The sequence below is a fragment of the Streptomyces sp. ID05-39B genome (assembly GCF_033794725.1).
GTDB lineage: Bacteria > Actinomycetota > Actinomycetes > Streptomycetales > Streptomycetaceae > Streptomyces > Streptomyces bobili.
Genome location: NZ_JARGEF010000011.1, coordinates 41205 through 61933, shown reverse-complemented (window position 1 = coordinate 61933; position 20729 = coordinate 41205). Strand labels below are relative to the sequence as shown.

The window sequence follows — 20729 nt, the reverse complement described above, 5'->3', positions numbered from 1 at the left end:
TCACCACCGCGGGCGCCGTGACCGCGGCCTCCCTGCTGGGCGCCGGTCAGGCCGCCGCCCGTGCCGCCGAAGGCACCGATCCCGTCAGCGCCCGCCTGCGGGCCCTGGAGGAGGCGCACGGCGCCCGCCTCGGCGTCTTCGCGTACAACGTGCGCACCCGGCGTTCCGTGCGCCACCGGGCCGCCGAACGCTTCCCGGTCTGCTCCCTGTTCAAGGTCCTCGCGGTCGCCGCCGTCCTGCGCGACCTGGACCGGGACGGCGAGGTCCTGGCCCGCCGCATCCACTTCACCGACGACGACCTGGTGGAGAACTCGCCCGTCACCAAGGACCACGTGGCCGACGGCATGACCGTCGCCGAGCTGTGCGACGCGGCGATCCGCCGCAGCGACAACACGGCCGCCAACCTGCTGCTGCGCGAGCTGGGCGGCCCGGCCGCCGTCACCCGCTTCGCCCGGTCGATCGGGGACCGGTCCACCCGGCTCGACCGGTGGGAGCCGGAGCTGAACTCGGCCGAGCCGTGGCGGGTGACGGACACCACCACGCCGTACGCGATCGGCCGCTCCTACGCCCGGCTGGTGCTGGGCGACGAGCTGGCGGCGCACGACCGGCGGCGGCTGACGGACTGGATGCTCGCCAACCGCACCAGCGACAACCGCTTCCGCGCCGGGCTGCCGCCCACCTGGACGCTCGCCGACAAGACCGGCGGCGGCTGGTACGGCGCCAACAACGACGCCGGGATCGCCTGGACCCCCGACGGCACGCCCGTCGTGCTGGTGGTCCAGGTGACCGCGCCGGAGCGGGACGCGGCCTACGACCACGATCTGATCGTGGAGACGGCGAGGCTGCTGGCGGCGACGCTCGGCTGAGGCACCGCCGGGCACCGCCCGGGGGCGGGCCCGGACGGTGCGTCAGTCGCCGTCCGGGTCGGCCCCCGGGGTCAGCACGGGCACGGTGTCGGGCGTGCCGTTGGGGGAGATCTCCGCGGAGGCGTCCCACAGCTGGTTGAAGCGCCGGATCAGCGGCTGGACCTCGTCCGCGCGGGCGTTCACCGTGGTCGAGGAGTTCACGCTGAGCTGGTCGGCGTGGATCTCGTAGGTCAGTGCCTCGTCGAAGACGATCCAGTCGATCATCTTGCCGCGCCGCAGATGCGCCGGGAGGTGTTCCAGGACCACCACCCGGACCTGGATGCCGATCTGGCGCTGCTCTTCGCAGATCGGGGCGAGCGCTGAGCGCTCCTGGCTCTCCTTGACGATGAACAACCGCCGTACGCTGACGCCCCGTTCGAGGATCGCCTCGCGCTGGGCGGTGAGATAGCGGCTCGCGGGTTCGGTGGACCAGAAGCCGTCGTCGACGACGCTGGTGCTGATGGCGTCGATGCTGCTTCTGGTGCACTTGGTGAGCGTCATCAGCCAGTCGTGGTTCTCGCCCGGCGTCTCGGCGCTGAGGTTGGTGAGGTCCTCCATCTGCGCGGCGAGGCGGTTGATCTCCTCGTGCGCGAACTCGTGCAGGATGTCGGGCCCCATGGAGACGACCTTGGTGGCGTGCTCGGCGAGCCGGGGCACCCCGTCGCCGCGCAGCTTCTCCACCTCGTTGAAGAGTTTCGTGGCCTCGCCTATGTCGGCGAACCGCTTCTCCACGACGTCCTTGAGTTCGCTGAGCTGGTTCACGAACGACGCCATGAACTGGACGATCAGGACCGTGCCGCCGCACAGCACGGACAGGACCAGCTGCCAGGGCCCTTCCTCCTTCGGCAGCAGGACGTTGGTGAGTACATAGACCACTCCGCCCACCACTACGGTGACCAGGAGTTTCAGCGTGAGCTGACGTGCGCTGTCGTTGTCGGACCGCCGCTGCTGGCCGCTTCGGAAGTACGAGTTCGTCGGTGCGCTCATCTCTCTTTCTCCCCCCGTTGGGATCATGCGTCAGGTTGTGCGTCGAGTCGTGCTCGGACAGGTGCTGTGGTGCCGCGGTCAGGACGGGGTCAGCGCGTCGCTCCGGGTGAGGAGCTGGACGGCTAGCTGGTCCCGGATGCGCTGGGCCAGGCTCGTCCACTGTCTGCTGAATCCCGGTGTCTCCTCCAGTTCCTGCCACAGGGCGTTCAGGGTGCGGTCGACACGCGCCTGCGGCATCCACAGGTGCAGCAGGTGGTCGACGAGCGGGCGCAGCACCTTGAGTGCGGCGCGGCCGTCGGCGGAGCCGAGCCGCAGGCCGTCGAGCTTGTCGGCGACGGTGGTGAGCAGCCAGTCGTGCAGGGCGAGGTCCTCGCAGAGCGCGGCCGCCGCGGCGGGTGAGGTCCCGCGGGGCAGCCGCAGTTCGACGACGCGTCGGCCGTCGTCGGCGACGGTGAAGTGCGGGGCGGCCGCCTCACCGTCGGCGGCCGGTAAGGCGGCCCAGCGCAGGCTGGTGTCGGTGGTGTTGAGCGGGGTGTCGTAGTCGAGCAGCCGGTGCTGGCGGGAGATCCGCGCGAGGAGGCTTTCGGCGACCGAGCCGACGTCCAGCTCGTCCTGCTGGTGTCCCGTCAGGAAGCCTTTGACGACGGCCTGCCGGGAGAGTCGGCCGACGGGGACGAGGACACCGGGGCGGACCAGGTAGTAGCCCCAGGGCCGGCGCCGGTCGGGGCCGTCGGCGGGGGCGGCGAAGTGGGCGGTGGCCTGGAGCACCCGGCCCTCGACGAGCGCGGCGCGGGCGGTCACGGTGCCGACGGCCCGGATCTTGGCGCCGCCCGCGGTGGGCAGCCGGCAGTCGACGCCGGTGAGGATGTCCGGGGAGACGGCGTGCCGGTTGGGGCGCCGGGAGAGCCGGACGCGTTCGTCGGCGCGCAGCCTCAGCAGCCGTTCGGCGACCTGCTCGTCGACCGCGTCCCGGGTGGGCAGCAGGCAGGTGCGGACCTCCCCGCAGGCGAGGACCGTCTCCGTCTCTCTGAACTCCTCGGACTCCTCCTGCGGCCCGCTCATGTCACAGCCCCGGCGGGAAGACGTAGGAGGTGCGGTCCACGATGCCCGCGGGGACGGGCATGCCCTCGGCTGCGGACCGTTCGGCGATCTGCCGTAACGCCTCGGCCTCGACGTGGACCTGGTCGAGGACGACGCGTACGGCGTGCTCGACGGGCAGGAAGCGGGCCGGGAGGACGCTGCAGGTGGCGTACGCGGTGAACGGCGCGGCGAGGGGGTTGAGGCGCACCACGGGCGGCAGGGCGTCCCACTCGGCGGGGAACTCCTTGGCGTCCCAGGGGGCCGGGGTGAGCACGGCCCGGCCGTCGTGGCGCAGCAGGCCGAGCCGGACCAGTTGCCAGACGGAGGCGAGGAAGGCGCAGGACCAGAGGCGTTCCTCCTCGGGTCCGCTCCACAGTTCGACGTCGACGAACACGGAGTGGCCGCGGGCGCCGGTCTCGCTGGGCGGTTCCCAGACGGCGCCGGTGGCGTCCAGGGCGGCGGAGGTGCGGTGGGAGGGGGTGCGCCGGCCGTTGGTGAGCCAGCCGGTGCGGCTGACGGGCGGGCGGAAGCCGTTGCTGCCGGGCGGCGGGGATTCCACCAGCCGGTGCAGGACGGCCTCGGCGAGTTCGGCCCGGTCGCGGTCGCCTGGTTCGGCGACGGCGCAGCCGGACTCGCGGGCCAGGTAGTCGATGCTCAGGCCGGCCTCGGCGGCGGCCTGAAGCAGCGGCGGTATGAGTTCGGCGGGGGTGGACAGCCGGCTGAAGTAGTCGTCGATGAGGAAGCAGGTGCTGATCCTGGGCCGTTTGCCGGCCGGCAGCGGGCCGACGGCGGCGCGGGCGGCGTCCACCCAGGGCCGTACGGCCGCGAAGTGGCGGCGCAGCCGGGCGGGGCCCTCGGCGAAGTCCTCCATGTACAAGTGGCCGAGTTCCAGGGAGAGATGGGAGAACGGCACGGATTCGGTGCGCGGCTGTGCGCTGGTCTCCCGGAAGACGGTTCCCGGCCGTCTCACAGTTGCCCCCAGTGCTTGTCCTCGGTCAGGCGCTGGGCGAGTTCGCCCATCTTCTGCCAGGTCTCCACATTCGCGATCCGCCGGTCGTGCACGTCCTCGTCGGTGATGAGCCGCTCCTGCCACTGCAGGACGGGTTCCAGCGGAATGGACGACAGGACACGGGTCTTGCCGATGCCGCGGGCAGCCGCGATTTCCTCCAACTGCGTGTCGCACTGCCGCATCCACGCGTACTGCGCGGCCGAGACCTGCGACCACATCGGCGAGTCGAGATTGGGTACGGCGGCCCGGACGAAGCGGATCGACGCGGAAAGCGCGTCGGTGTCGTGGCCCATGGCGACACCGGCCTGCACAATGCCCTGTTTTCCGTACACGAGTTCGGCGGCGGCCATGACGTGCTGACGGGTCCAGCGGTGATAGACGAGCCAGCGTGTTTTCAGGCGGCCGAGTCCCCCGCGGGGTGAGGTGGCGGCCAGGGCGAGGTCCATCGCATAACTGCGTCCGGCGCTCAAGTCCACGATGATGACGTCGAATTCGCGCTTCAGGCGCAGCACGAGATCGATGCAGCGGTGCAGGTTCTCCTCGTCGGTGACGAATTCGCCGCCGGTGCGGTCGCCGGGCAGCAGGACGAGCCGTCCCGAGCCGCCCGGCCGGCTGCGCAGCACGGGGTGTTCGGTGCGCGACCAGACGTCGACGCGCAGGGGTTCGCCGGTCTTGCCCTTGAGGTAGGAGTGCAGTCCGCGCCCCTCGGCCTCGGAGAGGACGTCGGGCAGGTCGAAGACGGCCGCCGCGGTGGGCGAGCCGAAGTCGAAGTCCAGGTAGCAGACGTCGTCCCCGTCCAGGGCGCGGTGGTAGGCGAGGTTGGCGCTGGTCACGGACCGGCCGGTGCCCCCCTTGTCGGAGGCGGCGAACACGAGCACGCCTCAGACCCCCCGGTAGCCGGAGCCGCCGCGGGCCCGGGAGAGCGAGTCCAGCCGGCTGAGCACGCCGAGCGCCAACGCGTAGGCGGTGCCGGGCTGTTCGTCGACGAGCAGGCGGGCCCGGCGCAGGTCGGCCTCGATGCCCTTGACCTCTTCACCCTGGGGGCTCTTGGGGGCGGGCGCTGGCTGTTGCATCTGCTCCTTGCCGAAGAGGTGGGCCGCCTCGCTGATCAACGCGCGTGCGAGCAGGGAGAGTTCGGCGCTGCGGATGGGCGGCTGGTCGTAGAGGGCGTGGGCGGCGACCATGCACTCGGTGACGCGTTCGGTCATGCTCCAGGACACCGGGCCCTGGCGGTGCGGGGATTCGGGGTAGACGGCGTGGACGTTGTCCCAGAGGCCGACGCCGGGTCCTTCACTGATGCGGCGCCGCCAGAGGTGGTCGAGGATGTCCTCGGCGAGCCGCAACAGCCGGTCCTGGGAGGCGATGTTGCGGGACAGCGAGCAGAGCTGGACGGTCCTCTTGAGCAGCTGGGCGGAGAAGTCGGTCATCGTCCACTTCATGGGCGGGCCGACGGCCTCGCTGCCCAGCAGGGGCAGGGTGACACCGGGGTTGTGCAGGCCGACCGCAGGGTCCTCGCGGGTCATGCCGCTGGTGATGCGGCCGCGTTCGGCGAGGCGTTCCATGACGGCGACGGTGCGGGTGAGGTCGTCGTCGGTGGCACGGCGGCGGACCAGGTCGTGGACGAGGATGGAGGCGACGGAGAGGGAGAAGTACTCCGACTCCAGTTGCTGGAGCGTGGTGCGCCAGGGGATCTCCTCCAGCGGCCAGGTGCCGTCGCCGAACCGGGCGATGGCCGACCAGTACTGCTGGGTGATCTCCCAGCGCAGCCGCAGGGCGTCGGCGAGTTTCTGCTGTTCGGCGGTGAGCAGGCCGAGGACGAGGGTGCGCTCGGAGAACAGGTCGGGGATGCCGTCGAGGGCGACCACGGTGAAGTACAGGTAGGGCGTGGGGTGGGCGACGCCGGCGGGCTGCTTGCCGATCGCCTCGCCGGTCTGCGGTTCCACCTCGACCTCGGGGGCGCCCTTCACCAGGCTCCAGGCCCAGCCGCACTCGAAGAGGCGGTTCTCGTTGCGCAGGTCGTCGGTGACGTCGGTGTCGAGACCGAGGGTGACGCTCTCGCTGATGACGGCACGCAGGGCCTTGAAGCGCTCCTGGAAGCTCTGGACGACCTGGCGTTCGGAGAGCCGGCCCTGGCCGAGCAGCCGGGTGAGGGACTGTCCCTGGTCGGAGGAGACGTCGACGACGTTGACGGTGAAGGAGCGCAGCAGGCTCACCATGGCGGCGGTCAGCCGGGCGCTGGTGGAGTCCCAGAGCCGGTCGATCTGCTTGATCGTGCTCGCGCGCTGGGTCTTGCCCCGGTAGACCTTGAGGAAGCCGAGGGTGGCGAGGCACAGGGTGACGGACATGGAGTAGCTGTCGACCACCCCCAGGTCCCGCTGTTCCTTGGAGAGTTCCTGCTTCGGGTCCTGGGCCGCGAAGTAGGCGCCGCCGGAGAAGGTGGGGTTCTCCTCGCCGCGGTGCTTCTCCATGAAGTCGGCGAGGACCTTGACCAGGTTCCCGGGGATCTCGCTGGAGTCGCCCGCGGTCCGCAGCGAGCGCTCCACGTCCCGCTGGGTGGTGTCGGGGTCGTCGAGGCGGAAGGCGGCGATCTCGGTGGCCGGGTACAGCATGCAGAGCAGCCGCTCGGCGTCGGCGACGCTGCTCCGGCCGCCCGCGTCCCCCCAGTCCCATTCACCGTCGCCGAAGGAATGACGGGCGACGGCCTGCCATACTTCGAGCAGATTCTGTCTCGGCTTGATCTGCATGCCCATTCCCCTCGCACAGGCCCGTCACACGCGATTCCATGTATTACCCCGTGATGGAACGCTGGGACGTCACTTTTTCCGTCGCCGGCCGCAGGCCAGAATCATTCCGGTGTATCCGTGGCGGATCAATTGCTTCGGATTGTCCAGGCAGGCGACCGTCATGTCCGCTTCGGCATACGGCCCGAGTGCGGTACGCACTTCCTCGTCGTCGATATCGCGGGCCGGAAACTCCTGCGCACCCACACTGTATCCCTCGGAATGCTCCATGAACGCGGCGGCGAAAGGCGCACCTGGTTTCAGTGCATTCATGAAGCAGCCCACGCCCTCTCGGAATTCTTCGAGCGAGGTGGTGATGGATTCGGCGACGAAGAACATCGTGCCGAGATCCCAGGCGGGCTTTCCCCCGCGGAGGTCGAAAAGACTGCCCGGCAGGGGCTCCTGGACGACTTCCGCGAAGCGCGCCCTGGGGTCTGCGCCGAGTCCCGTGTAGGCCGCGCCCTCGCCCTGCGCGCCACTTCGGAGAACCTCCCAGAACTGGTCCCAGTTGGCGTCGTAGCCCGAGAGCTGACCGCGGAGGTATGCGAGGTTCTGCTCGGCCCGCTCCAGGAGTGTGATCCGGCCACACCAGGGGAGCATCGCCAGGGCCGGATAGAGATTGGGTCCCGCGCCCACGTCGATACCGGAGCCGCCACGACCGCCGTGCTTCGCGAAATGATCACTGAAGTGATCTCGCACCCGGGTGAGGATCGCCCTGTCCACGGGCTGGATCTCCAGGTAATTCCGCTTGATGTACTCATCGGGATCGAAGGCGTCCCAGGGCACATCGGCATTCAGCTTTTCGGCGGTGGTCGGCGATCCCGAGGTCATTGGTTCAGCCTAGCAGGACGACGAGGTCTTGAAGGAGTGGATGCATCAGGCAATGATGAACCGTCAGGGTATGCATATCGGACAAGAGTGAGCACGCACGTCATTCACTTTGTCGCTCCTTCTCGATCCTTCACAAGGGGACCGTATGACTCCTCTTCCGCGGGTTCCCGGGCTTCCTGGAGGTCCCGGAGATCTTTCCCGGTCGGTCGCCGGTTCGACAGTGGGCCAGGTGTCCCAGGAAGCGCGATTACGGATCAGAGCGGCCACCGAGGAGGATCTCCCCCGCATCGTCCGGCTCGACGAGGAGGCCTTCCCGACCGCCCCGTACCCCTACTTCGTGCTGCGCCAGCTCCTGGCGTCGTTCCCGGACTTCGTGTTCGTCGTGGACATGGGCCAGAACCTGGGCGGTTACGTGCTCTCGACGCCGCCGAACGCGGCGCGGAGCTGGATCCTCAGCCTCGGCATCTCCCCGCCGCTGCAACGGCAGGGCCTGGGACGGCAGTTGATGACCAGGATCCTGGGGCATCTCCGCACCCAGGGCGTGCACTTGGTCACCCTCTCGGTGGAGCCGCGCAACGACACGGCGATCGCCCTGTACCGCTCCCTGGGCTTCGCCCCGGACCCCGGCGGCCCCCGCCCGGACTACTTCGGCCCCGGCGCCGACCGCCTCCTCATGACGCTCGCTCTGTGAGCCCCTCGAACCGCCGCACATAGCGACGCTGCCAGGGCGTCTCCACGGCGTGCCGGTCATAGTTCCGGCGCACGAACTCCACGGCCTCCGAGGCCGGTACGCCGTCCAGCACCGCCAGACACGCCAGCGCCGTCCCCGTACGGCCGCGCCCGCCGCCGCAGGCGACCTCCAGCCTGTCGTCGGGTGCCCGCCGCCACGCCTCGGTGAGCGCCGTACGGGCGTCGGCGCGGTCCGCCGGCAGCCGGAAGTCGGGCCAGCGGATCCAGCGCGCCTCCCACGGCACCGCCGGGGGCTCACCACCGAGCAGATAGAGGCCGTACGTCGGGACCGGCGCCGCCGCGTCGAGAGCCCGGCGCAGCCCGCGGCCGCGCACCAGCCGCCCGGACGGCAGCCGCAACACGCCGGACAGCTCGGCCGGCCAGGTTTCCCGTCGCGTCTCTTCCACGGGCTCATTGGAACCCGTCTCCTCGCGTGCGGGCAACCGGTTCGGACCGACCGGTGGCCGCGGTCCCGTCCGCCCGGAGAAGCATCGCCGGGTCCGGACACCGGCACGGGCCAAGGCCAGGGGAGCGCAGGGCCGGGCACCCCGACGAGGCCGGATCAGGGCGCCTCGAACACAAGCCTGGGCACATGGGACTGGTAGCCCGGGACCGGCGTGCCGGAAGGCAGCACGGTGCGCAGCCGGTCGAAGACGGCCGCGACGCGCTCCGGCCCGTACTCCCTGATGTCCTCGGTCGCCTGGAGCAGCACGCCCCCGCCGCTCAGCGGCACGACACGGGTGAACGCGGCGGATTCCTTCAGGGACTCCGCACCGCCCAGTCGCCGGGTCACGCCGTCGGAGCACACCGTGACCCACGAGTAGCCGCGCAGGACGGAATCGAGTTCGGGGACGGTCTCGTCGGCGAACAACCCCAGAGCGGCTTCCAGTTCCGTTCGGTTGGTGCTGCTTTCGCCGTCGTCGGCGAGCGAGCCGAACAGGACCTCCGGATCCGCCGCGAGCCGCCGGTGGAGGAAGTCGAGCCAGCGCCGCTGAACCTCCTCGCTCGTCGCGGGATCGGTGAACTCCTGGCTGGAACGCCGGACGGAGAGGGTCCCGAAGTCCGGCGCGTCGACCTCGCGAACCATGTATGCCTGCCAGTGGACCGGACCGGGGAATCCGTCCCCCGCGAGCCGGTGCATCGACACCCGCGCCTTCATCGGCACTTCTTCCAGCCGGCCGAGAAAGGCGTCCCAGTTCTTCGGGGTCCACACCTGGCCGGAAGACTTCGTGGACCGCCCCGGCCTGTACGCCGGGTCCACCCACAGCGTGCCCCAGAGTTCGCCGGGTTCGCCGTAGGGGACTCCTGGACGCCGCAGCACCGACGCCCGGCCCTTGAGGTCCAGCGCGTTCGCGAACGGGTCCAGATCCGGACCTGTCAGAGTGCCCAGCGCATCCAGCATCCACGACTCCACCCAGGAGCGGAACGCGGACGGGGTGGCCGGCAGAGCCCGGCTGACCTTCACGGTCACACTGTCGTTGAGCCGCGTCAGAAAAGCGCTGTCGGACATGTCGAGTTCGTCCTCGGGTCGGCGTTGATCAGGTCGGTGCGGGCGGCACATGGTGAGCGCCCGGCCGGTGTGGCCCATCCCGCCCGGCCGCCGCCCGGCCGCCGCCCGGCCCCGTCGGAGGGTCCGGGCGGCGAGATCCTATCCGGATCAGCAGGTGGCGCAGCCGGTGGCGGTGTGGAAGATCCCTGCGGCGACGAAGAGCAGGCCGGTGCCGACGGCGGTGGCTGCCTGCTTGGCGTCGATACCGCCGGTGTTCCACTCCAGGGACCACTCGTTCACGTCACCGGTGTTCACCGAGGTGTCCGGGTGGGCGGGTACGGGGGCTGCCTGCGGCGCGGGCTGGGGTACCAGCACGGGTTTCGGCTCGGGGAGCTGTTTGGGTTTCGACTCCTTCGCCTTGCCGTGCGTGTACAGCTCGATCCCGGACTCGTCGGACGAACTGACGGATATCAGTTCCCGGACGTTCCCCTGGTTCGTGCCGACCTGTGGGCCCGGCAGCTTGAAGCCTGCCACCACCTGTCTGTTGTCGCCGGCCTTGCGCAGCTGCTTGGTCAACTGCCTGATGTAGTTGTCCAGTTGGTCGGGACCCTGCCGCTCGGCGCCCCCGCCCTTGTGCTTGATCTCCCACACATAGACCTTGTCCTCGGTCCAGTAGATGAGGTCGGCGTACCCGGGCTTCTTCTTCTTGTCCGGCTTGCCCCTCGTCTCGTAGGAACCGCCCCTGATGAAGTTGTCCTTCCTGCTGGTGGTGACCCTGCCCGTCTTGATCCTGTGCAGGAAGATCCAGGCCCGCAGCAGGAGCGCCCGCAGCATGACCGCCGTGTCGTGGCGATCGGTCCACATCTTCCGCCAGTTGAATTCCTTCTGCTTCTTGGCGGCCTGCTGTCGCTCGTACTCGCGCTGATCGGGATCGAAGAGGCCGGTGGGGTCGCTGCGGGTGATGGGGCTGTTGTGGCTGTAGGCGTAGCCGTTCATCTGGAGCGGGTCGCCGATGTCCAGCAGGGGGTCCGCGGAGAGGAAGCGGCCGGTCGACTGGTCGTACTCGCGGGCGCCCAGATGGATGAGGCCGGTCGCCTCGTCGTCTATGCCGACGCCGAGATAGCCGCGTCTGGTGGGCCAGTCGGGTGTGGGACCTCTCTTCTCGCCATAGGGCTTGAAGGTGCGCCGTACGACCGGTTGACCCGGCGACAGTGCGACCACGGTGGTCGCCGTGCCGAGATGGTCCTCCAGCAGGACGGACAGCTGGTGCCCGGTGGCCGCTCCGCCGGTGGTCGTCCGCAGTACCGGCGGTGCGCCCTCCTGGACGTACGCGCGGGCCGCCTTGGTGATCTTGCCGGCCGCAGTGGTGATCTCGGTCTCGCCGAGGTAGAGGGTGCTGCCCCGGGGCGAGCTCTCCAGGATGCGGTTGCCGTCGGCGTCGTAGACATACGTCGTGGTGACTCCGTCGACCGTGGCCGACTCGACCTTGTTCTCCAGGTTCCAGGCCAGGTTTTGAGTGACCTCGGGGAGATCGCGGACGGTGGTGTTGCCCGCCGCGTCGTAGCTGTACGCGCTGCCCGCGCCCGTCTTGGTCGAGGAGATCCAGGCGAGCGTGTGCGGCTGGGTCGAGAGGAGAGCCGGAGCCCCGTCCTGCGCGGGCGTCCTGCCGTACCCGTAGGTGGACGTGACTGCCGCTCCCGAGTCCGCCGCGTCGTGGGTGGTGTGCGACCGCCGGTTGCCGATGACGTCGAAGGTGTAGCTGTCCCAGTAGGAGGTGGCGCCGGTGGACACGGTCCCGGCCGCCGGGGCCGCCGCCTGGAGGGTGTCCCTGAGCGACTGATCGGGCGACTCGGTGTCGGCGGTGGCGTCCGCCGCGTCGGCCACCGGTCCGGCGGAGGCGATCCCGTCCGTCCGCGGTCCCCATGCGCTGCCGCCGGACGACTTGCAGCCCGTGCCGCGGCCGGTCACCGCGAGGTTCGACGTCCAGGCGTGGACGAGTTCGCCCATCGCGTCGTAGGTGAAGCACTGGTTGTCCCACACGGACGTGGCGCCGTCCGTCAGGTTGCGGGCGTTGGCGGTGACGTTGCCGACCACGTCGTAGGCGTACTGACTGTCCTGGATCCGATGCGAGTTCGCGGTTTCCCGGTCGGCGACGCTCCGTTGCAGCCGCCCACTGTGTTCGTCGACGAAGTTGGTCGTCCACACCCGGTAGGGCTGCGGGCCGCTCACGGTCCTCAGCGGCTCGCCGTAGGGCGAGTAGGTGACGTCGGTCGTGTACCAGTCGCGGCCGGAGGTGGACTCCGCCAGGCCGTCGCTGTTGTACCGGGTGATCACCTTCTCCGTCGCCAGCCCGCCGACCGCCGGCATGGTGACGGACAGCGGCTTGCCGGTCGGTGTGTAGGTGTAGCCGTAGCCGTAGGTGCCGGAGAGGCCCTGCGTCATGGAGTTGGCCGGTATCACCACCTGCCGGCCGGTGGGCCGGTAGCCCGCGTCGTACCCGGTGATCCGGTTGACGTAGTCGCCGCTCTTGTCGTGGCGCACCGAGGACACCGGCTGGCCCAGTGCACCGGGCAGACTGTCGTAGGTGTACTCCTTCACCGGTGCGGCGGTCTTCGAGCCCTCCCGCACGGCAGTGGTCCGGCTCAGCGCGTCGTAGCTGGTGTAGGTGGCGCCGCGCGCGTCGCTCGCGACGATCCGCCGGTCCGCGTCGTCATAGGTGAACGAGGAGGTGCCGGTGTCCGGATCGGTGGCGCGCACGAGGCGGCCTCGGGCGTCGTAGGTGTACGTCCACTCGTTGCCGGCCGGATCGGTCACCTTGTCGCGCATGCCACGGCCGTCGTAGCCGTACCTCGTGGTGCGCCACTGGTCGGTGTCGGTGTTGGTGTAGTGCTGGATCTGCAGGATCCGGCCGCGCGGATCGGTCCACGTGTTGGTCGCGGGGGCGGCGCCCCCCATCGGCGGTGACGTGTAGGTACTGGTGTCGCCGTAGCTGGTGACGGAGGAGTGGACGGCCTTGCCCGTGTGGAAGGTCGTGACCCTGACCGGCCGTTCGAGGCCGTCGAAACGGGTCCGGGTGAGACTGGGCACCAGGCTGTCCGACGGGCGCTTGAACTGGGCCGGCTCCGGGTCGCCCTGGGCGAGGTAGGGACTGGTCTGTTCGTACGCCAGGCCGTGATCGTTGTAGCGGGTGTCCGTGATGACGCGACCCGCTCCGTGCGCCTCGCTCTGGCTCTGGACCGAGCGCATCAGACCGTCGTAGACGGTGACCTGCTTGGAGTAGGCACCGTTGTCCCCGAGGGTCTGGACGGTGACGGTGGTGGGTTTGGTCTCCTTCGGTGTGGCGACCGCCATCTGGTAGGAGATCTTCACGTCGGGGGCGGCGCCCGCCCCGGAATTGCCCGCCGACCATCCCCTGACCAGCCGGCCCAGCGCGTCGTACTCACTGCGGGTCACCCGGCCGTTGGCGTCCGCGGCCGAGATGGGCACCCCGCGGCCGGCGTCCATGGTCGTGACGGCGGCGTGTCCCATGGGGTTGATCGTCTTCACGGAGGTCACGGCACCGCCCGTGTCACCGGGGGTGTACTGGGTCTCGGTGACACCCACCTCCGGCTCCGTGACGGTCCGGACGCGGCCGAGGGGGTCGTACGTCATGGTGGTGTTCACCGAGTACGAGGTGCCGGCACCGTTGATCTCGGCGGTCGTGGTGGCCAGCCCCTTCTTGGGGGCCACGTTCCAGGCCTGGTTGTCGTAGGACGTGCGGGTGGCGCCGGTGAGCTGGGTGGCGGGGTCGGCCGAGTCGTAGGCCGAGCACGGTGTCGCCGTGGAGCGCACGAGCGAGGGCAGCCCGATGATGTTGGCGTCCACGTTGTGCACGTACTGCGCCTTCGAGCACGCCTGGTCGCTCAGCACCTCGCCGGTACCGCTGGGCTTGACGACGGAGCTCTCCGCCTCGACGGCCAGGCCATGGTCGGGGTCCACCTTGGTGGTGGTGCGGACCGCCTGCCAGCTCGCGCCGACCGTCCGGATGTCGTCGGTGCGGCGGACTCCTGTCCGGTGCGCCAGGAGCGGGTCGGTCCCGTCCCGGACGCGGGAAGCCGTCTGCTTCGACCACGGAAAGGTGAGGGTGCGGTTGAGCAGGCGGCCGCCCGCGCCGTCGTAGGACAGCGTCTCCGCGATCTGACCCGCGTACTGCGGCTGGTCGTCGTCGACGAGGGTGACCGCTCCCAGCGAGTCCTTGACCGGGCCGCCCCTGCCGAGGAAGTACCTGCTGACCGCATACGACTGCGTCTGCGGCCGGTCGACGGAGGGGATGTTCTTGCTGCCCTTGACCGTGGCGACCTGCTGGAAGCCGCGCCATTCGCTGTAGGTGCGCAGCTCGGGCTTGGTGAACTCGTCGTCGCTCTTGCCCCAAGCGGCACCGGAGTACGTGTACTTGGTGGTGATCCGGTCCGAGACGCCGGTGATCTTGTCGGTCTCGGTCACCGAGTCCACGACGTACTTGTTGAACCAGGAGAGCGCCGGCTTCTCCTCTTCACCGTCCGGTGACCAGCTCATGGGGAAGCAGGTGCCGGTGTTCTTGTCCGGGGCCACGTTCGGCTGGAACCGGCAGCCGCCCTTGTAGACGACCTCGATGTCGGCGCCGTGCTCCGTGGCGACGGTGCCGATGCGCGGTCGGGTGAAACCGGGGCGCGGGTCGCTCGACGACCTGGGGACCAGGTTGGGGAGCTGCCGGTCCTTGAGGTGGGCGCGCAGCGGGTGATCGCTGCCGACCACGTAGGGGCCGAAGCTGACACCGGCCTCCGACAGAAGGGTTCCGGTGGCGTCACCGGGGGCGAAACCCCTGCGGGTGATCTTGTTGAGCCACAGGCCCGGCGAGGTGTCGTACCAGTCCCGCGGGAAGCTGTGGTGCAGCGTGTACGTGTCGACCTTGGCCAGCGCCGCCGATCCGGGCCGTACGGCTTCGGTGGTGACGGACTCCAGGCGCTTGCTGGTCCAGAAGGACGGGAAGGAGGGGCAGAGCTTCGAGCCCGCCTTGCAGTTCAGGTTGCCGGGGACGTCCCACCAGGAACGGTAGGAGGCCGGGTCGGCGGTGTTGTTGAACTTCGCTTCGTCGCAGACGCTTCCGGTCTCGAGGCAGCGTTCCCTGGCGTTGAAGACGACCCGCGCCGAGGGCGTGGTCAGCGACGTGGTGCGCAGTCCGTACTCGGTGCTCGTCGGGTAGCCACCGCGGACGTAGCTCTCGGGCGACTTGAACTTCTTGTTGGGAGCGTAGTGGTTCAGTTCCTGGGCCCAGTTGACGATCAGGGCGTTGCCGTGGACGTCGACGACCTTGTCCAGACCCCAATGCCAGGCCTGCTGCTTCTTCTCCGTCCCGGCCGCGCAGCGGGATGCGGCAAAGGTCGCGGCGTGACAGGGCTCACCGGGGTGGTTGCCGTACACGGGGACGGTGAAGGCGGACTTCGTGTCGGCGTGCCCGCCGCCGACCTTGTTGAGGCCGAAGAAGTTCTGCGTTCCGTCAGGGCTGGTGACGATCCAGTACTCGCCGTCGTTGTCCCCGTTGTCGCCGCCGGACTTCAGCTCGACGCGAGTGCCGTCGTCGTGCTGCGGACGGTAGAAGGCGGTCGCACCGATGCGCACCAGCTCGGTCGTCCTGCCACCCATCGACATGACCGCGTTGTAGGAGACCCAGCACAGGTCGGAGGTCTTGTACTTCTTCTCCTTGTTGTTGGGCGTTCCGGCAGCTGTGTCCTTGCGGTCGTCCTGACAGGTGCGGTAGCGGCGCTCGATGTGACCCGGTTCGTAGCTCCATCCCTCGCCCACCCACGACGCCTGCGGCGAGCTGGTGGACGTCTTGCCGTCGACGGACTGCGAGGAGTAGCCGAAGGTGACGTCCGGTACCGGGCCGGCCGGGGCCGGCGGCACGGCCAGCGGGTAGCTCCACTGGAAGGCACCGGACGAGCTGCCCGCCGACCACTTGCCGTCCCCGATCAGCGGCGTCGCCTTGAACGAACCGCCCTCGCCCGCACCGGAGTCGACCGCGCCGATGACCGCCCTGTCGCCGCCCGCGGCCACTGCCGTCGGGTGTCGGTACGCCGCCTGCACGACCCCGGACCGAGCCTCGGCCCGCGGTGCCGCGGCCGGAGTGACGGTGCCGTCGGCGGCGGTGTCGACCGTTGCGGTGATGGTCTTGCCGTCCGTGTCGTTGACGGTCTCCAGTTCCTCGTAGGTGCGGCACTCCTCCAGGTCCGGAGTGGATACGAAGCACTCGGGGAACTGGACGAAGCGCAGGCGGGAGGCCCAGTCCGCGCCGTAGAGGTTCTGGTATCTCTTGTAGTCCAGCTGGACCGAGACCGGCACCGAGGTCCCGGTGGGCGCGGTCACCGTGACGACCGCGCCGTCGACACCCTCGGACTCGGCGGCAGTGCGTGCGGAGACCCCCACCTGCCAGGTGCCGGTCGGCATCGCGGCTCCGGGGGCCTGCCCGAGCTTCACCGGAAGGTCGCCCACGGGGACGGGGTCGGCGGCGGACTGAGCCGAGGTCAGGCCTGTCCGCAGGGCCGACTGCTGGACGGAGCTGCCAAAGGTGACGGACGCGGTGCTGGCGGCGGGCGGCGTCGTGGTGCCTGCGGGGGCTTCCGTGGCGCTCTGGGGCGCCTCGACCTCGATGCTCTCGAGGTGCGCGTTCCGGGCGGCGCCCTCGATCAGCTCCTCCTGGTCGAGCTTCTCCAGGACGAGTTCCTCGCGGGGCACCTCCGCCTTGGCGGGGTCCGGAGGAAGCGCCAGCGCCTGGGACGACAGCGCCAGTACCAGTGCCGCCACCATCGCCGCGAGCACGGCTGAACAAGTGCGCCTGCGGCGCGCGGACAGAACGGGCACGACTTGGTCCCCCCGGACGGCAAGGTGCGGTGCCCCGGTGGTCCACAGAGCACGTCGCATATGAACGCGCCGATTCTGTAAGGGTGTTGTGGTGAAAACCAGAGGGATTCGTGATCAAGTGAGAATCGTCACCGCGCACATGCACTCAAGGCACCGCAGTGATCACGAGAGCCACGAAGCCGCACCATGGGACGGGATACCCGGAAAAAACGGCTGATCCTCAGTCAGTCAGCCACATTGGCACCTGAATCGGCGTCAATTCATCCGCGGTTGCGCTCCTTTCATGGAGAAAGGAGTCGAATTGCCGAATGCCGGGAATTCGGAATCTCGCGTTCCTGGTCTCAACGACCCACCGGCGGACATCGTTCCCGGACTCGGCGGCCTCCCAGCGGACGCGTGACGGAACGGGAGGTATGGGCCATGATCTGCTCGCATTCTCACGCTCCGCGGCCGCACCTGCCGGCCTGGGCGTGACGGCTGAAACGTGTCCGGCCGCGGTCCGCCGTACTGCCGGCACGAGGGGGAAGGGGACCTCGCGCATGACGAGCAGATGGCACCGCATGCCCGGACGCAGAGCTACCGCAGCCGCCGCGGCGGCCATCGTCCTGGCCTCAGGACTGACCTACCTGGGCTTCGACGGCAACGACAGGCAGGACGACAGCCGGCCGCGCACCGGCCGGAGTGCACCGCTGACCGAGGCAGCGGCCTCGGTACAGGCGGCCAGGTCGGGGAAGGCGGTGGAGGCTTCGGCCCTGCGCACCCCGTACTCCACCACGTGGGCGCGTCCCGACGGCAAGCTGCAGCGGCGCGTCCACGCCAGCCCGATCCGCGCCCACGTCAACGGTGAGTGGAAGGCGATCGACACCCGCCTGACCAAGGTGAAGGACGGCTGGGCGCCCCGGGCCACCAATGTCCGTACGGTCTTCTCGGCCGGCACCGGTTCCGCCCCCGAGCGGGCCTCGCGCGGCCGCAGCCAGCGGGTCCCGCTGCTCGCCCCGGCGGCCACGACGGCCGAGGGCAGCCCTCTGGTCACCCTGACGACCGGCGGCCACGACATCGTGCTGACCTGGCCCGGACCGATCCCGCAACCGGTCATCGACGGACCACGGGCCCTGTACCCCGAGATCCTGCCGGGCGCGGACCTGGTGCTCACCGCCGATGACAGCGGCTTCGCCCAACTGGTGGTGGTGAAGGACCGTCAAGCGGCGGCCGACCCCCGGGTGGCCCGGCTCTCGTACGGTCTCGCCTCCCCCGACCTGAAGTTCCTGCTCGACCCGACCAGCGGCATCCTCAGCGCCGAAGACACGGACGGCGAGGAGATCGCGGTCTCTCCCACCCCGCTGATGTGGGACAGCTCCGGCACGCCCGCGCAGACCGACGGCCAGGGCGGCGGGGGCGCACCGCCGGGCCCCGAGCCGACGCCGAGCGACGAACCCGGCGGCGAGGAGCCGTCCTCGCCCTCCCCCGAGCCCTCGGGCACCCTCAACGAGGGCGACCGGCAGGACCCTTGGAACGAGGTGCTGCCGGAGGCCACGGACGAAGCCCCCGATCCCTCGGCCCTCGAACCCGGTGGCGCACCGCCGGTCCCGGCCGAGCCGACGCCCGAACCTTCACGGAGCGGGCCCGCGGCGACGCTCGACCTGCCCGGACTGGCCGGCCCGCAGCCGGACGCCCACGGCACCCTGGTCGGGACCGATCTCTCCGGCTCGGACTGGGTTCTGACTCCCGATCAGGACTTCCTGGCCGACGCGGAGACCGTCTACCCGGTCTTCATCGACCCGTCGGTGAAGAAGCACACCAACGACTGGACCACGGCCTACAGCCGCCACCCCAACGCCAACTTCTACAACGGCCGGAACTTCAACAAGGGTGGCACTCACGAGGCACGGGTCGGCTTCGAGTCCGACACCTGGGGCACCTCCCGGTCCTTCTTCACCATCGACTGGGACTCGGACCTGAAGGGCGCCACCGTCCACGACGCGACGCTGCGCGTGCTGGAGACGTACTCCTGGTCGTGCAGCGCCCGGCGAATGGACATCTACCTCACCGGCGCCATCAGCTCGAAGACCACGTGGAAGAACGCGCCCGCGATGACCAGCGCGAACAAGCTGGCCAGCCGCAGTTTCGCGCACGGCTGGAAGTCGAGCTCGTGCCCGGACGCGTACGAGGCCTTCAACGTGAAGGCGACGGCGCAGAAGGCGGTGTCCAAGGGTTTCAAGTCGATCACCCTGGGCTTCCGGGCCACCGACGAGAGTTCCCAGTACTCCTGGAAGAAGTTCCAGGCGGACGGCGGCAACGACCCGTACATCGACCTGCTCTACAACCGTCCGCCCTCCGGACCCACCTCGCTGGACCTCGACCCCGGGCTGAGCTGCGACACCACCGCTCCGTACATCAACCTCGGTGCCTCCCAGATCACCTTCTGGGCCAGCGGCGGCGACAGGGACGGCAATCTGGCCTCCCTGCGTTTCGAGCTGTGGCCGGCCAGCGGCAGCGGCAACCTGCTGGGCAGCAAGTCCGTGGTGTCGGTGGGCAGTCAGTCCACGTCGGCCCGCGTGCACACCGACCCGTTCGCCACCTCCGGGCTGAAGAACGGCACCACCTACTCCTGGCGGGTGCGCGCGGTCGACAAGTTCGGTGCGACGTCCGGCTACACACCCGCGTCGATCCCGTGCCGGTTCGTCTTCGACAACACCAAGCCGATGCCCCCATCGGTCACCTCGGTCCAGTTCCCGGATGCCGACGCGAGTGACAACGGCTTCGGGAACGCGCCCGAGGACACGAAGTGGAGCACCGTCAAGTTCGGCACCGCCGGGACGTTCACCTTCAAGGCCGCGCAGACGGACGTCGTGAAGTTCCAGTACGGCTTCAACCAGGCCGCATACCCCTTCTCGGTGACGCGCACGGCCGGGGCGCCCGTCTCCACCCTGACGAACGTCACCAACGCCAAGCCACCGCTGGCCGGACCCAACGTCCTGTACGCCCGTGCGGTGGACGCTGCGGGGAACGTCTCCGAGCCGACGAAGTACCTGTTCTACGTGACTCCGCGGGACAAGGCAGACACACCGGGCGACTTCACAGGTGACCGGCTCCCCGACCTGATGGTCGTCGACGGCAATGGCGATCTGCGCACCTATCCGTCCGAGGCCACCACAGACCTCGCCAAGGGCACCGGCCGTCTTGCCTACTCCATGCCGGGCGCCTACCGCGGCAACCCGGCCCGGGACCCGAACGGCGGCGACGAGCCGCTCTACGCCGCCGTGCCCTCGGGCTACTGGAAGAACACCCTGATCACACATCTGGGAGACATATACGGAGGGGACGGTCTACAGGACCTCGTGGCCCGCCGCGAGGGCAAGCTGTGGGTCTACCCGGGTGACGGGTACGGCGCGGTCAACATCGACAAGCGCCAGGAGATCCTGCTGCCCTCCAACGCGCCGAAGCCGGACACGATCACGCAGATCGTCTCCGCGGGGGACGCCACCGGCGACGGCAGAACCGACTTCTTCCTGAAGGTCGGCAACGCCTTCTGGGCACTGGTCGGTTACAACGGCGCCACGGTCGAGCAGGCCGTGCAGCTCTCCAGCTCCCCCTGGGAGGAGCGGGACATCGTGCTCGTCCAGGACGTCACCGGCGACGGCGTCACCGACCTGGTGTATCGCACCGACGTCTCTGGACGGCTGCTCCTGCGCACCGGGAAGAAGGCCGCCGCCGGCGGGGTCGACCTCAACTCCCTGGCCGCCGCGGTCAACTCCGCGGCGGGCGAGGACACGGTGTACGGGGCGAGCGGCTGGGGCCGGACCAACATCCGGCTCTTCCACGGGACTCCGGACGCGACGGGCGACGGAATCCCGGACATCTGGACGCTGCGGGTCGACGGCGGTGTCCGTGTCTACTCCGGCAGCAGGACGGCGATGGCGGGCGCCGGCACCCTGATCGCCACCGGCTGGCAGGCCAAGCTCGCCATCGGCTGACCTCGCCGCGCCGGCGGGGCCCGGTCAGAACACCGACGCAGTGGGATGTCCCGCGCTCACGTGACGTCG

Annotated in this window: 12 protein-coding genes; 3 read left to right on the top strand and 9 right to left on the bottom strand. The window is 69.7% G+C overall.

Annotated elements, in window-relative coordinates; genetic code table 11:
* Positions 1–17: 17 nt before the first annotated feature.
* Positions 18–866 (top strand): class A beta-lactamase, encoded by an 849-nt coding sequence (gene bla, locus P1P75_RS04980; protein WP_319252180.1) that lies wholly within the window; start codon positions 18–20, stop codon positions 864–866.
* 42 nt (positions 867–908) lie between these two features.
* Here the strand turns inward: bla and P1P75_RS04975 are convergent, their stop codons facing one another.
* The 6 genes from P1P75_RS04975 to P1P75_RS04950 all read right to left on the bottom strand — a co-directional run bounded on the left by P1P75_RS04975 (position 909) and on the right by P1P75_RS04950 (position 7592).
* Positions 909–1892 (bottom strand): DUF6879 family protein, encoded by a 984-nt coding sequence (locus P1P75_RS04975; protein WP_319252179.1) that lies wholly within the window; start codon positions 1890–1892, stop codon positions 909–911.
* Positions 1893–1970: 78 nt separating this feature from the next.
* Positions 1971–2954, bottom strand: a complete 984-nt coding sequence (locus P1P75_RS04970; protein ID WP_319252178.1) for an SCO2521 family protein — start codon at positions 2952–2954, stop codon at positions 1971–1973.
* A 1-nt stretch (position 2955) separates the two neighbouring features.
* Positions 2956–3942 (bottom strand): SCO2522 family protein, encoded by a 987-nt coding sequence (locus P1P75_RS04965; RefSeq protein WP_319252177.1) that lies wholly within the window; start codon positions 3940–3942, stop codon positions 2956–2958.
* Positions 3939–4859 carry an SCO2523 family variant P-loop protein gene (locus tag P1P75_RS04960; RefSeq protein WP_319252176.1) on the bottom strand — a complete coding sequence of 307 codons (921 nt, stop codon included), beginning with the start codon at positions 4857–4859 and terminating at the stop codon, positions 3939–3941. The genes P1P75_RS04965 and P1P75_RS04960 overlap by 4 nt, the downstream gene beginning before the upstream one ends.
* A 3-nt stretch (positions 4860–4862) precedes the next feature.
* Positions 4863–6725: an SCO2524 family protein gene (locus P1P75_RS04955; RefSeq protein ID WP_319252175.1), complete on the bottom strand. Its 1863-nt coding sequence runs from the start codon at positions 6723–6725 to the stop codon at positions 4863–4865.
* Between the two features lie 69 nt (positions 6726–6794).
* A complete protein-coding gene (locus P1P75_RS04950; protein WP_319252174.1) occupies positions 6795–7592 on the bottom strand; it encodes an SCO2525 family SAM-dependent methyltransferase in 798 nt (265 codons plus the stop codon).
* A gap of 229 nt (positions 7593–7821) precedes the next feature.
* On the opposite strand from P1P75_RS04950, the gene P1P75_RS04945 reads away from it, so the two are divergent.
* Complete coding sequence (locus tag P1P75_RS04945; RefSeq protein ID WP_319252173.1) at positions 7822–8283, top strand: N-acetyltransferase; 462 nt, start codon at positions 7822–7824, stop codon at positions 8281–8283.
* Here P1P75_RS04945 and P1P75_RS04940 read toward each other — a convergent pair.
* The 3 genes from P1P75_RS04940 to P1P75_RS04930 form a co-directional block, all read right to left on the bottom strand.
* Complete coding sequence (locus tag P1P75_RS04940) at positions 8264–8728, bottom strand: protein phosphatase (RefSeq protein WP_319252172.1); 465 nt, start codon at positions 8726–8728, stop codon at positions 8264–8266. The genes P1P75_RS04945 and P1P75_RS04940 overlap by 20 nt on opposite strands.
* A 155-nt stretch (positions 8729–8883) precedes the next feature.
* Positions 8884–9831 (bottom strand): hypothetical protein, encoded by a 948-nt coding sequence (locus P1P75_RS04935; RefSeq protein WP_319252171.1) that lies wholly within the window; start codon positions 9829–9831, stop codon positions 8884–8886.
* A gap of 147 nt (positions 9832–9978) precedes the next feature.
* Positions 9979–16632, bottom strand: coding sequence for an RHS repeat-associated core domain-containing protein (locus tag P1P75_RS04930; RefSeq protein WP_319252170.1), 6654 nt, complete (start codon positions 16630–16632; stop codon positions 9979–9981).
* A 593-nt stretch (positions 16633–17225) separates the two neighbouring features.
* On the opposite strand from P1P75_RS04930, the gene P1P75_RS04925 reads away from it, so the two are divergent.
* Positions 17226–20660, top strand: coding sequence for a DNRLRE domain-containing protein (locus P1P75_RS04925; RefSeq protein WP_319252169.1), 3435 nt, complete (start codon positions 17226–17228; stop codon positions 20658–20660).
* The last annotated feature ends 69 nt before the right edge of the window (positions 20661–20729 follow it).